A 12309-nucleotide genomic window follows, 5' to 3' on the forward strand; every position below is an offset into this window, starting at 1 on the left:
CTACCAGGCAGCAGGAAGGACGACCGTGACGGCCCGCCGAACGGTCGAAAGCCCCACCGCCCCCGCCCGCGCCGGCTACGGAGCGCTGCTGCGCACCCCCGGCGCCTGGACGTTCCTGGCCCCGGCCTTCGCGGCCCGGCTCCCCTACGCGATGCTCAGCCTGGGCATCGTCCTGCTGGTCCTGCAGACCCACGGCTCGTACGGCACCGCCGGCACCGTCGCGGCGATCTCCGCGGTCGCCCAGGCCCTCGTCGGCCCGCAGACCGGACGGCTGGCCGACCGCTACGGCCAGGCCGCCGTCCTGCTGCCCAGCGTCGCCGTGCACGCGCTGTCGGTCGCCGCCCTGATCGCGCTCGCCCTCGGGCACGCACCGGCCTGGGCACTGTTCCTGGCGGCCGCGCCGGCCGGGGCCAGCGTGCCGCAGATCGGTGCGATGGTCCGGGCCCGCTGGGTCGGCCGGCTGTCCGACCAACCCGCCATGCTCAACACCGCCTTCGCGTTCGAGTCGGTGACCGACGAGTTCACCTTCGTCGTCGGCCCGGTCCTGGCCACCACCATCGCGACCCAGGTCAGCCCGGCCGCCGGACTGATCGCCGAAGCCGCCCTCACGGTGGTCGGCGGCCTCGCGTTCGCCGCGCAGCGCCGCACCGCTCCCGTCCGCCACCCGCGGGTCGAGGGCGCGCAGCGGGTCTCCGCCCTCGCCTCCCCCGGCGTCCGGCTGCTGGCCGCCTCGTTCCTGGGCGTCGGCACCGTCTTCGGCGCCATGCAGGTCTCGGTCACCGCCTTCACCGAGTCGATCGGCCGGGCCGGCGCCAGCGGCACCGTCTACGGGATCTTCGCCGGCGGCTCGATGGTGGCCGGCGTGCTCTACGGCATGATCGGCTGGAAGCGCTCCGCCCGGCAGCGGATGCTGTTCTGCTACGCGCTGCTGGTGGTCGGCTGCTCCACGCTGTGGGCGATGCCCAACCTGGTCGCGCTGACGGTCGCCGGACTGTTCTGCGGTCTGGCCATCGCCCCCACGCTGATCACCGGGTACACCCTGGTCGAGACGCTGGTCGCCGACGGCGCCAAGACCGAGGCCTTCACCTGGCTGACCGGCGCGATCGGCCTCGGCCTGGCGATCGGCTCGACCGTCGCCGGCCAGCTGATCGACCGGAGCGGCCCGTCCGCCGGGTTCCTGGTGCCGGTCGCCGGCGCCGGGATCGGCCTGGTCGGACTGGTCGCGCTGCGCCGCCTGCTGGTGGCACCCGGCACCCGCAGCCGGACGGTCGCCCGCGGCTCCGGCCAGGTGCCCCGGGGCGCGAAGATCGCGGCCGCGGAGGGCTGAGCGGGCGCGGTACCGCGGCGGGGTGCGGTGGCGGGTCCGGTGGCGGCGTCACGGTCGCTGACACTCGGATCACACCCGGAGCGCTGGACTCAATCAACGGAATACCGCATCATTGAGGATCGTTAGCACTCATCAGGCCAGAGTGCCAGGGGGAAGTGCAGGAGGAAGAGCAAGTGCCCACGTACCAGTACCAGTGCACCGAGTGCGGGACCGGCCTGGAGGCGGTGCAGAAGTTCACCGACGAGGCGCTGACCACGTGCCCCGAGTGCCAGGGGAAGCTCCGCAAGGTCTTCTCGGCCGTGGGCGTCGTCTTCAAGGGGTCGGGTTTCTACCGGACCGACAGCCGCTCCTCGTCCAGCAGCTCGGTGACCTCGGGGACGTCGTCCTCGTCCTCCACCGGCTCCGCGGCCTCCACCGGTTCCTCGGGATCGTCCTCCGGCGGTTCCAGCAGCTCGTCCTCCACCTCGTCGTCCGCGCCGGCTTCGGCGCCCGCGGCCGGCTGAGGCAGCAGCACCGCAGCACCGCAGCACCGCAGAACTCACGACGGACGGCCCGGCACCCCGCAGCGATGCGGCGGAGCCGGGCCGTCCGCGTTCGCCGGCCGTCGGCGGTTCCGTGGGGTCGGCGCTTCCGGGCTCGTCGGCGTCAATGCGTTGCGACCACTCACTCGTGTGAGGGACATGCGTTGTCCACAGGGCGGGGTTGTCCACAGGAAAACGCCGGGGTATTCCGACGGCTCGGCCACCGGCGCACTCTGGGTTCCGGCGGGCCCGACGGGGCCCGTGACCCCAGCACCCGAAGGCGGTGTCCCACCATGACCACGGCCACCCACCTCGCTCCCCCGCCGCACGCCCCCACCGTGCCCCCGCGGCAGGAGGTCCCCCTCTTCCCGCCGATCCGGCCCGGTGGTCGTGCGCGGCACCGGCTCCGGCAGACCGTCCGCCACCGGCCCGGCGTGCTCTTGGCGGTCCTGCTGGTCGCTGCCGCGGCCCTGTCCGCCGGGCCGCTCCGGCTCGGCCCTCCGCCGCCCGCCACCGTGGTGCCCACCACCGGGCCCTCTTCCGGGGCCGACGCCGCCGCCCACTGCCCCGCCGGGCCTGCGTCGCCCGACTGAGCCCGTCCGGCAGGTCAACCCGATGACCTGCGGATTCACCCGTAACCGGCGGCGTTGATCGGCGTTCAGCGCAGCATGAAGGGCTTCAAGGAATTCCTGCTCCGCGGCAACGTCGTGGACCTCGCCGTCGCCGTGGTCATCGGCGCGGCGTTCACCACCGTCGTCAACGCCTTCGTCACGGGCGTCGTCAACCCGTTGGTCGGCGTCTTCGGCACGGAGGACCTCGCCGCCTACCGGTCCTGTCTCAAGGGCCCCTGCACGGTGGACGCCTCGGGTGCCGTGACCTCGGGCATCTACATCCTGTGGGGCTCCGTGCTGAGCGCCCTCCTGCAGTTCGTGATCGTCGCGGCGGTGGTCTACTTCGCGCTCATCCTCCCGATGAACCACTTCATGGCCAAGCGCAGGACGGTCGACGAGGTGGCGGCCGACGCCGAGGTCCGGGAGGTCGTACTGCTCACCGAGATCCGGGACGCCCTGGTCAACCAGCGCTGACCGGCGGCCCCGGGTCGCCGCTCCCGTTCCGCCCGCCCACACGCCCTCGTGCGCCCCCGCCCGTCTCCCGCTTCCCCTGCCCGCTTCCCCTGCCCGCTTCCTGCTTCCCGCCCCCTTGCCCGGCCGGTCCCGATCGGCCGGTCCCCCTGCCCGGTCGGCGTGCTCGCCGTCCTCGCCGTCCTCGCCGTCCTCGCCCGATGTCAGTCGCCGTGGTGGGGCGGGCGCTGGCTGAGGTACCAGTCGAGGCCTCGCCCGCCGCTGTCCCCACGGGCCGGGCGCTCGCCCCAGCCCTGGTCGGTGTCGTCACTGGTCTGCCGCTCCAGCGGGTCTCCGAAGACCAGCCGCGCCTTCGGTGCCGGGCGGCCCCGCTCCGGCTTCCGCGCGTCGCCCTCCCCGCCCTGATCCCCGCCCATGCCCTTGTCCCGCTCCGCGTCCTGCTCAGCCATCTCGTCCGCCTCCGTCGTCTCCGCCCTGCCCAGCCTAGGCCGGACAGGGGCCGGCCCCGGCACAGCCGCAGCCGTACCGGGGCCGTCGGCTCCCGTCCCACCACCACCGCCGTCCTGCACCACCGCTGCGCGGCGGAGGGCGCCGGTCAGGCGGCTTCGAAGCCCGCGTGGTCGGCGATCTTCTTCAGCTCGGCCAGGGCGTGCTTCTCGATCTGCCGGATGCGTTCCCGCGTCAGGCCGTGCTGCTTGCCCACCTCCGTGAGCGTCCGCTCACGGCCGTCCTCCATGCCGTAGCGGGAGCGGATGATCGACGCCGTCCGGTCGTCCAGCCGGTCGATCAGGGTGTCGAGCTCCTCGCGGCGGAGCATCACCATCACCGCGTCCTCGGGAGAGACCGCCCCGGTGTCCTCGACCAGGTCGCCGAACTGGGTCTCGCCCTCGTCGTCCACCGACATGTTCAGGCTGACCGGGTCCCGGGCCCAGTCCAGCACGTCCTTGACCCGCTGCTCACTGATGTCCAGCTCGGCGCCGACCTCGGCCGGCTCGGGCTCACGGCCCAGTTCCTTCGCCTTCTCGCGCTGCACGCGGCGGATCCGTCCCAGCTCCTCCACCAGGTGGACGGGCAGCCGGATCGTCCGCGACTGATCGGCGATCGACCGGGTGATCGCCTGCCGGATCCACCACGTCGCGTACGTGGAGAACTTGAATCCCTTGGAGTAGTCGAACTTCTCGACCGCACGGACGAGACCCGCGTTGCCCTCCTGGATGAGGTCCAGCAGGGGCAGGCCGCTTCGCGGGTAGCGCCGGGCCACCGCGACCACGAGTCGCAGATTGGAACGGATGAAGACGTCCTTGGCGCGCTCGGCGTCCTCCGCTATCACCTCCAGCTCCTCCCGGGTCATGCCCTTCGGGAGCGGCCCCTCATCCAACAGGTGCTGGGCGTAGACACCGGCCTCGATCCGAAGCGAGAGCTCGACCTCCTCGGCTGCATCGAGCAGGGGTGTCCTGGCGATCTCGTCGAGATACATGCCGACGAGGTCGCGGTCGGCCTCGAAGTTGGTCGGGCGGGCCGAGCGAGTCCGGTCGGCTCTGTCGCGAACGACGGCACGGGTGGCCATGCTTGCTCCCTTGCTGGTGTTGCCGGGTCTGCCTGCGTCTGCGCCGATCAGGCGGATCGGTACAGCGGGATCCGACGGGATCCCGCGGGGAGATCCACGGGCTCAAAGAGATGCGCGGGCCTCACCGAGGCTCACACGTAACGATCCAACGCACAGAAATCGGACAACATTCCCAACTCCCTCAGATTTTCCCCTGCGATGGAGTATCCTGCCCATTTTCACCCGGCCGGGTACCCAGCGTGACGGCTGACACACGCCTCGCGTTCACCTGGTGGGCGCCAACCCACCACAGAAGATGCCGAATTGCGACCCACCGACCGCCGGGAGGGCGCACCGCCCCGGGAAGAGGACAGTCATGCCGCAGCGACCGATCCGACACACCTCACCCACAACAACGACGACACCGCGCCCGTCGTGCCGCAACCGGGGAGAAATCCGGCCGGGCGGCGTTCCCGGCCGGGCGACCACCCCGCCCCCACACTCGGGCTCGCGCCTGCCACCAGCCGGAACGGCCCCGACCCGCCGGGGTTCCTGACGGACGGTGAGGAAGGTCACACCACTGTCGAGCGAACCGGAAGGACGGGTCAACCGTGTTCCACCAGCGGAATCAGCCTGCGATGCGGCGGGACAAAACCTCACGAATCACCCCAATCGATCGCAATCGGGGTCGTGTGATGCCCAACTCCGCAGGGTCGCCGCCGCCGTGGCGATCATCACCACCGTGCACCCGGCTCCCCAGGGAGTGCCGCGGTAAGGCAGACTTCTCCGGCTGGGGTGCAGCCCGCACCCGGCACGGGGACGCCGAGTCCGGCACGGACCTGGTCGGCCTTGTCCGACAGGCCGCCTCCGTACACCGACGTTTCGCCGGCCCGGTGTCGCGAGGTTTCCCGCGCCACCACCTCCCAGGCACCGAGTGACGGGGGTCTGATGACCACGCACACGACGGACGGGTCCTCCGACCCGAACGCGTACATCGACCCGCCCACCATGGCGCTGCGCATCCCGATGCAGGGCGCCCCCGGCTCCCCGCCGATGCCGGTCGCGCCGCCGACCGTCCCGCCCCAGGCGTCCGCGCCGGCCGCCGAGAAGCCCGCCGCCTCCCCCGGTCGCAACGGCATGATCATGGCGCTGGGCACCATGGCGTCGCGCGCCCTCGGCTTCGTCCGCAGCGCGATGATCGTCGCGGCCCTCGGCTCCGGCCCGCTCGGCGACACCTTCAACATCGCCAACTCGCTGCCCAACGTCGTCTACATGATGCTCATGGGCGGCGTCCTGGCCTCGGTCTTCGTCCCGGAGCTGGTCCACGCAGCGCAGACCCACAAGGACGGCGGCGTCGCCTACACCGACCGGCTGCTGACGATCTGCGGGGTGGCCCTGGTCCTCCTGACCGTCACCGCCTGGTTCGCCTCCCCCCTGATCGTGGACGCCTACTCGGGCTACCCGCCCGGTGTGAAGCGCGATCTGACCATCGCCTTCGCACGCTACTGCCTCCCGCAGATCTTCTTCTACGGGGTCTTCACCCTCTTCGGTCAGGTGCTCAACTCCCGGGACCGCTTCGGCGCCATGATGTGGACGCCGGTGCTCAACAACCTGGTGGCGATCGGCGTCTTCGGCCTCTACACCGTCGTCGGCAGCAACGCCCAGGGCGTGGAGCAGGTCACCTCCTCCGACACCATGCTGCTCGGCCTCGGCAGCACCCTGGGCATCGTGATCCAGGCGCTCGGTCTGCTGCCCTCGCTCCGCAGCTCGGGATTCCGCTGGCACCCCCGCTTCGACTGGCGCGGCGCCGGCCTCGGCAAGCCGCTGCGCGCCGCCGGCTGGGCCCTGCTGCTGGTCGTCGTCACCCAGCTGTCGTTCGCGGTGATCAGCCAGCTGACCGCGCGCGCCGGCGACCTCGCCGACGACGCCAACCTGCACCTGGGCCTCGGCAACCTCGCCTACACCAACGCCTACCAGCTGTTCATCGTCCCGCAGGGCGTCATCACCATCTCCCTGGTCACGGCGCTGCTTCCCGGGATGTCCCGGGCGGCCACCGCCGGCCGGTACAGCCGGATCGGCTCCGACCTCTCGGGGATGCTGCGCTCCTCGGCCGCCATGATCGTCCCGATCACGGTGCTGCTGGTCGCCCTCGCCGCGCAGATCACCACGATCGCCTACGGCCACGGCAAGACCACGCCGGGCGACACCTGGGTGGTCGCCCAGGTCCTGATCGCGTTCGCGATCGGCCTGCCCGCGTTCTGCGCCCAGTACGCGCTGGCCCGCGGCTTCTACGCGATGGGCGACGCCCGTACCCCGTTCTGGCTCACAGTGGTCAGCACCGGCACCAACGCCGGTCTCTCCTGCGTCGCGTTCTGGCTGCTGGAGCCGCGCTGGATCATCATCGGGATGGCCGTCGCGCAGACCGTGGCCTGTCTGGTCAGCGTCACCATCACCGGCTGGGCGCTCGGCCGCCGACTGCGGTCGGCGCCGCAGCCGGCCGAACCGGCCGCCGCACCGGACGCGACGCTCGTCCTGAACACCCGCCGGGGCAAGCCCACCAGCGGCCTGGAGGGCGGCCGGGTGGTCACCCTGCACCTGGCCATCCTGCTGGCCTGTGTGCCGGGCGCCGTGGCCGCCCACTGGATCGCCGCCTGGTGCGGCGCCGGGCTGCTCGGCAACCTGGCCGGTCTGGCGGCCGGTTCGGCGGCCGTCCTGGTCTCCCTGTTCGTGTTCGCCCGTCCGCTCGGCGCGGGCTCGGCCGTGGCCCCGCTGGCCCGCAAGCTGCGCATCCCGTACCCGGAGCCCGCGGCGGCCGCCGCGGGTACGGCCGGACGCCACCGCCGCTGACATCCGGTCCCCGGCGGCAGGCCCGAGGCCTGCCGCCGGCCGGACGGCGCTAGATGTTCTGACCCGAGACGCCGGTCAGCAGCGACGGCAGGGCGCGCATGTCGTCGAAGACCACCGTCCCGGGCCCGGCGAGCCGGGCCGCCGGAGTCACCCCGCCCGCGTAGCCGAACGACCGCATGCCCGCCGCCCGGGCGGCCTGCACGCCGGGCGCACTGTCCTCGACCACGGCGCACCGCACCGGGTCCACGCCGAGCCGCCGAGCGGCGTGCAGGAACAGGTCCGGCGCGGGCTTGCCCCGGTCGACCTCGGTGGCGCTGAAGATCCGCCCCGCGAACCGCTCGTACAGGCCGGTCCTGCCCAGGGTGTGCCGCATCTTCTCGTGGCTCCCGCTGGAGGCGACGCAGTACGGCAGCCCCAGCCCGTCCAGGGCGTCCAGCGCCTCCGCGATGCCGTCGACGGCCGGCAGCGCCGCGTCCACGGCCTCCCGGTGGAGCTCACGGAAGCGCTCGTCCCACTCCTCCGCCACGGCGGCGCCGAGCCGTCCACCGATCTTCTCCCCGATCGAGGCCGTGGAGCGTCCGACGAACTCCTCGATCACCTCGGCCTCGCTCAACGGCCAGCCGTAGGCGGCGCCCAGCGCGACGTGGGTGCGGACGGCGATCGGCTCGCTGTCGACGAGGACGCCGTCGCAGTCGAAGACGACCAGCGCCACCGCCTCCCGGACGGTCGGCTCCGGCGCCTGGGTCATGTGGGTGTCCATCCGTGCGTTCTCCCCCTGGTCGTGTCACGTCCACGCCAGGATGCCAGGCGACCCCGGTGCGCCCACCGCGGCCCCGGGCGCACCGGGCGCACCGGGCGCACCCGGTCAGCTCTGCTGGTACAGCACCGCTCCGGTGCGGCAGTCCAGGTCCACAAAGACGTACAGGCAGCCCTCGCCGTCCCACAGGTCGCTGCCGCAGTTCATCGAGACGAAGAGCATCGTCCGCCCGCACCGCGAACAGGCCGGCCGTTCCGGGTCCTGGATCCAGTCCGGCTGCCCGCCGAGGGTCGATCCGCCGTCGTTCCAGGCCGAACCGCTCGCCCCCGCCGGCCGGGCCGGGCCGAGCACCAGCCGGCTCGGGTAGGGGTCCCAGCCGTCGAGCACCGGGCCGTTCCACGACGGCCGGACGTTCGCGGCCGACCACGCGCAACCGCCCTCGCCGTCGTACTCGCTGAGCACGGTCCCGTAGTCCGCGCAGCGGGGGCAGACCAGCACCCGCACGTGGTCCTCCGTCGGCAGCGCGAGCGCCTTCGCGGCCGCCGATCCCGGCGGCAGGTCGAGGGCGTCGTGCAACTCCATGCCGCACCAGGGACAGTGCTCACCCGACGCCCCGCCGAACACCGCCTCCCCCGGACCGGCTTCCTCCCCGTCGACCGCCAGCAGCTCGAAGGCCCGACCCGTCACGAGGTCGCGCCGCCGCCCCTCCCGGTCCAACTCCCAACCGGCCGACCGCGTGTGATCGTCGACGTCCACGGACTCCCGCCACCGCAGGAACGCCGCCAGCGCGACCTCCGGATCACCGGCGGCCACACAGTCACGCAGCAGGTACGGCTCCGGGTCTCCGGCGTCGACCATCGCCACCAACGCTCCCGTGATGGCCGCGTCCGCACCCCGGTAGACCTCGCTCCGCCCGAACACCCGGGCGGCCGGCAACCGTACGTGGTGCGGCGCCACCCGCCCCGGCTCCCCGGCCGCGGCGTCCGCCAGCTCCCACACCGCTTCCTCGTCGTCGCCCTCGCAGCAGGCGGCGACCAGGCTCTCCAACTCCGCATCCGTCAGCACGCCCCGCACCCTACGCACCGGCGCGGACACCCGACCCCCGCCGCCCGCCGGCCGCATCGACGACAAAGGGCCGGCTCCCGAGGATCACCCTCGGGAGCCGGCCCTTGCTGCGTTCTGCGCCGCGAGCGGCGGTGTGCCCCAGGCAGGATTCGAACCTGCGACACCGGCTTTAGGAGAGCCGTGCTCTATCCCCTGAGCTACTGAGGCCGACGGACGGGTTGCCCGCGGAGCCACCTCGCCCGGCCTGAAGGGATTTCAGGGTGCGAGGTCACAGCCGAGGGGCCGACCGACCCCTGACAGACTAGCGGATGCAGCCTCCGAAGATCTCCTCTGCCGGACCATCGTCCGGAGCCGGTCGCTGCCGCCGTCGGGATGCGGGCCCGCGTCGTTCGACGGCCGCCCGGCCGTGCTGCGGTCGCGCGCCGCTCGTGCCGGCCGGAGCGTGCCCGGGAGGGCGGCCCGCTCGTTGTGCATCCCGACCGCCCTGCTGCGCCCGGCATCCGGTGCTGTGGCCGGTCGGGATGTCGAACGGTGCATGCCCCTTTGGGGCGATTCAAGTAGTTTGCTGGGTAGATGAGCGATTTGCCACGGATCATCAGGTCCACCGGCGTCTGGCTGTGTCCCGCGCTGGCGATGCTGGCCGCCGGGTTGTGGCGGATCGGTACTCCGGACCTCTGGCGGGACGAGCTGTCCAGCTGGACCGCCGCGACCCGCGGGCTGGGCGAGCTGTTCGCGATGCTCCACCAGGTGGATGCCAGCATCGGCGCCTACTACGTGGTCCTGCACTTCTGGACCGGGCTCTTCGGCGCCTCCGCCACCTCGCTGCGGCTCCCCTCGGTGCTGGCGATGGCCGGGGCGGCCGCGTTCACGGCGCTGATCGGGCGGCGGATGTTCCGCAGTTCCGCCGCCGGGCTCGCCGCCGGACTGCTGTTCGTCGCCGTACCGGCAGTCTCCCGCTACGCGCAGGAGGCCCGGGCGTACGCGCTGGTGGTCTGCGCGACGGCGGCGGCCACCTGGTTCCTGCTGCGGGCCCTGGAGCGGCCCGGCTTCGGCCGGTGGGCGGCGTACGCGGCGTGCACGGCGGTGGGCGGGGTGTTCCACCTGGTGTCGCTGAGCGCGCTGGTCGGGCAGACCGCCCTCGTGCTGCTGCGGGCCCGGCAGTCCGGCTCGCGCCGCCTGTTGTGGCAGTACCCGCTCGCGGCGCTGGTCGCGGTGGTGCCGGCGGTCCCGGTGATACTGCTGGGGGCCCGGCAGTCGGGGCGGCAGCTCAGCTGGCTGGCCCGGCCGGACCTGCGCCTGCTGCGGACCTTCTGGGACGGGCTGCTCGCGCCGTCCTCCGTGCTGTACGCCTTCCTCGCGCTGGCGGCCCTGGTGTTGGTGCGGCCGGGTGCCCGCCGTCCGGCGGTGGAGCTGCTGCTGCTCGCAGTGGTGCCGGTGGTGGCGGTGTGGCTGGTGTCGCAGGGTGGGACCTCGTACTTCCTGGACCGGTACCTGCTGTTCACCGTTCCGGCCTGCGCCGCGCTGGCGGGCGGCGGGGTCGGCGCCGTCTGGGCCACCCTTCGGGGGACGAAGCCGCTGCGCACGAACCCCGCGCCGGCCACCGCTCCCCCGTCGGCCGCTCCCCCGGCCACCGCTCGCCCGGGTCCCGCCGTCAGGGCCCGGGTCGTGGCCGCGCTCGCCGTGCCCGCCGTCGCGCTCGCGGTGCTCGTCCCCTCCGCCCTCGGCCTCCCCGTGCAGCGGACGCAGCGCGGTGCCCTCGCGCACAGCCCCACCGACTACCGGGCGGCCGCCGCCCTGGTGTCGGCCGGCTACCGGCGCGGGGACGGCCTGGTCACGGCGGCCGGCAGCCAGGCCTGGCGGATGATCGGCCCCGGAATCGCCTACCATCTGACCCCCGGGGTGCAGCCCACTCCGCTGTTCGTGCGACAGTCCGCGGCGCAGGCCGAGGACCTCTACCCGAAGGAGTGCTCGGTGCCCGCAAGCTGCATCGGAACCGAGCCACGGGTGTGGGTCGTTACCATCGGCACTGGTGATGACCCGTACCTGAGTCTCCCGGCCGACCAGGCCAGGGCGCTGCGGACGGAATTCGCCCCGACCGAGGTCCGATATGTCCGCGGACTCACGGTGTCGCTGCTGGTACGCAGCCGCCGGTAGCCGACGCGGAAGCCAGACAGGCCGACGCGCCACACCAGAGTGAAAGGCACAGACGTGACTGCCCCCCAGGAGAGCACCTTCGCCGATCTCGGCAAGGTGCTGGTGATCATCCCGACCTACAACGAGGCCGAGAACGTCGAACGGATCGTCTCCCGGGTCCGCGTTGCCGTCCCCGAGGTCCACGTCCTGGTGGCAGACGACAACAGCCCGGACGGCACCGGCGACCTCGCCGACAAGATCGCGGCGGAGGACGGCAACGTGCACGTCCTGCACCGCAAGGGCAAGGAGGGCCTCGGCGCCGCCTACCTCGCCGGCTTCCGCTGGGGCATCGACCAGGGCTACGACGTCCTGGTCGAGATGGACGCCGACGGCTCCCACCAGCCGGAGGAGCTGTCCCGCCTGCTGACCGCCCTGCGCGGTGCCGACCTGGTGCTCGGGTCCCGCTGGGTGCCCGGTGGCGCGGTGGTGAACTGGCCGAAGTCCCGGCTGCTGCTCTCCCGCGGCGGCTCGCTCTACTCCCGGGTCCTGCTGGACGTCCCGATCAAGGACGTCACCGGCGGCTACCGCGCCTTCCGCAAGGAGACCCTGCTCGGCCTCGGCATGGAGCAGGTCGCCTCCCAGGGCTACTGCTTCCAGGTCGACCTGGCATGGCGTGCCGTCAAGGCCGGCTTCAAGGTGGCGGAGGTGCCGATCACCTTCGTCGAGCGCGAGCACGGCGCGTCTAAGATGAGCCGCAACATCGTGGTCGAGGCACTCTGGCGGGTCACCGCCTGGGGTGTCGGCGCCCGGGTGGCGAAGATCACCGGCCGCAAGGCCTGACCTCGGCGGGACGGTTCCGCGGGTCCGGCCTCCGCGCCCGCGCCCGCGTCACCCGCCCGCCCCCACCGCGTACCGGCGCCGCCCGGGCACACCGCGCGTGCTGACCGTGCCGAGGACGGTACCGAGAACCGGCCCGGGCCGCCGCGAAGGCACCCGGGCCGGGCCGCACCGTCCTGTCGCCCCGCCCGTCC

11 protein-coding genes and 1 tRNA gene are annotated in these 12309 nt (G+C 72.9%); 7 read left to right on the plus strand and 5 right to left on the minus strand.

What is annotated here, in order from left to right; all coding sequences use genetic code 11:
• Nucleotides 1-25 precede the first annotated feature (25 nt).
• The 4 genes from ACIOFR_RS08315 to mscL all read left to right on the plus strand — a co-directional run bounded on the left by ACIOFR_RS08315 (nucleotide 26) and on the right by mscL (nucleotide 2933).
• Nucleotides 26-1327, plus strand: coding sequence for an MFS transporter (locus tag ACIOFR_RS08315; protein ID WP_400993524.1), 1302 nt, complete (start codon nucleotides 26-28; stop codon nucleotides 1325-1327).
• A 173-nt stretch (nucleotides 1328-1500) separates the two neighbouring features.
• A complete protein-coding gene (locus tag ACIOFR_RS08320; RefSeq protein ID WP_400993527.1) occupies nucleotides 1501-1830 on the plus strand; it encodes an FmdB family zinc ribbon protein in 330 nt (109 codons plus the stop codon).
• 311 nt (nucleotides 1831-2141) lie between these two features.
• Nucleotides 2142-2441, plus strand: coding sequence for a hypothetical protein (locus ACIOFR_RS08325; RefSeq protein ID WP_400993530.1), 300 nt, complete (start codon nucleotides 2142-2144; stop codon nucleotides 2439-2441).
• A 54-nt stretch (nucleotides 2442-2495) separates the two neighbouring features.
• Nucleotides 2496-2933, plus strand: a complete 438-nt coding sequence (mscL, locus tag ACIOFR_RS08330) for a large conductance mechanosensitive channel protein MscL (RefSeq protein WP_400993532.1) — start codon at nucleotides 2496-2498, stop codon at nucleotides 2931-2933.
• 200 nt (nucleotides 2934-3133) lie between these two features.
• Here the strand turns inward: mscL and ACIOFR_RS08335 are convergent, their stop codons facing one another.
• A complete protein-coding gene (locus ACIOFR_RS08335; RefSeq protein WP_400993535.1) occupies nucleotides 3134-3379 on the minus strand; it encodes a hypothetical protein in 246 nt (81 codons plus the stop codon).
• A 146-nt stretch (nucleotides 3380-3525) separates the two neighbouring features.
• The gene (locus tag ACIOFR_RS08340; RefSeq protein WP_371498728.1) at nucleotides 3526-4497 is read right to left on the minus strand and encodes an RNA polymerase sigma factor RpoD/SigA; all 972 of its coding nucleotides are present in this window, start codon (nucleotides 4495-4497) and stop codon (nucleotides 3526-3528) included.
• A gap of 927 nt (nucleotides 4498-5424) precedes the next feature.
• On the opposite strand from ACIOFR_RS08340, the gene murJ reads away from it, so the two are divergent.
• Nucleotides 5425-7323 (plus strand): murein biosynthesis integral membrane protein MurJ, encoded by a 1899-nt coding sequence (gene murJ / locus ACIOFR_RS08345; protein ID WP_400993538.1) that lies wholly within the window; start codon nucleotides 5425-5427, stop codon nucleotides 7321-7323.
• Between the two features lie 49 nt (nucleotides 7324-7372).
• Here the strand turns inward: murJ and ACIOFR_RS08350 are convergent, their stop codons facing one another.
• The 3 genes from ACIOFR_RS08350 to ACIOFR_RS08360 form a co-directional block, all read right to left on the minus strand.
• Complete coding sequence (locus ACIOFR_RS08350) at nucleotides 7373-8083, minus strand: HAD family hydrolase (RefSeq protein WP_400993540.1); 711 nt, start codon at nucleotides 8081-8083, stop codon at nucleotides 7373-7375.
• Between the two features lie 105 nt (nucleotides 8084-8188).
• Complete coding sequence (locus ACIOFR_RS08355) at nucleotides 8189-9145, minus strand: hypothetical protein (protein WP_400993542.1); 957 nt, start codon at nucleotides 9143-9145, stop codon at nucleotides 8189-8191.
• A 134-nt stretch (nucleotides 9146-9279) separates the two neighbouring features.
• Nucleotides 9280-9352, minus strand: a tRNA-Arg gene (locus tag ACIOFR_RS08360).
• A gap of 366 nt (nucleotides 9353-9718) precedes the next feature.
• Here ACIOFR_RS08360 and ACIOFR_RS08365 point away from each other — a divergent pair.
• Both ACIOFR_RS08365 and ACIOFR_RS08370 read left to right on the plus strand, forming a co-directional pair.
• Nucleotides 9719-11299: a glycosyltransferase family 39 protein gene (locus ACIOFR_RS08365; protein ID WP_400993545.1), complete on the plus strand. Its 1581-nt coding sequence runs from the start codon at nucleotides 9719-9721 to the stop codon at nucleotides 11297-11299.
• 54 nt (nucleotides 11300-11353) lie between these two features.
• Nucleotides 11354-12118, plus strand: a complete 765-nt coding sequence (locus ACIOFR_RS08370; protein ID WP_400993547.1) for a polyprenol monophosphomannose synthase — start codon at nucleotides 11354-11356, stop codon at nucleotides 12116-12118.
• Nucleotides 12119-12309 lie beyond the last annotated feature (191 nt).

The sequence above is a fragment of the Kitasatospora sp. NPDC088346 genome, assembly GCF_044740765.1.
Lineage (GTDB): Bacteria > Actinomycetota > Actinomycetes > Streptomycetales > Streptomycetaceae > Kitasatospora.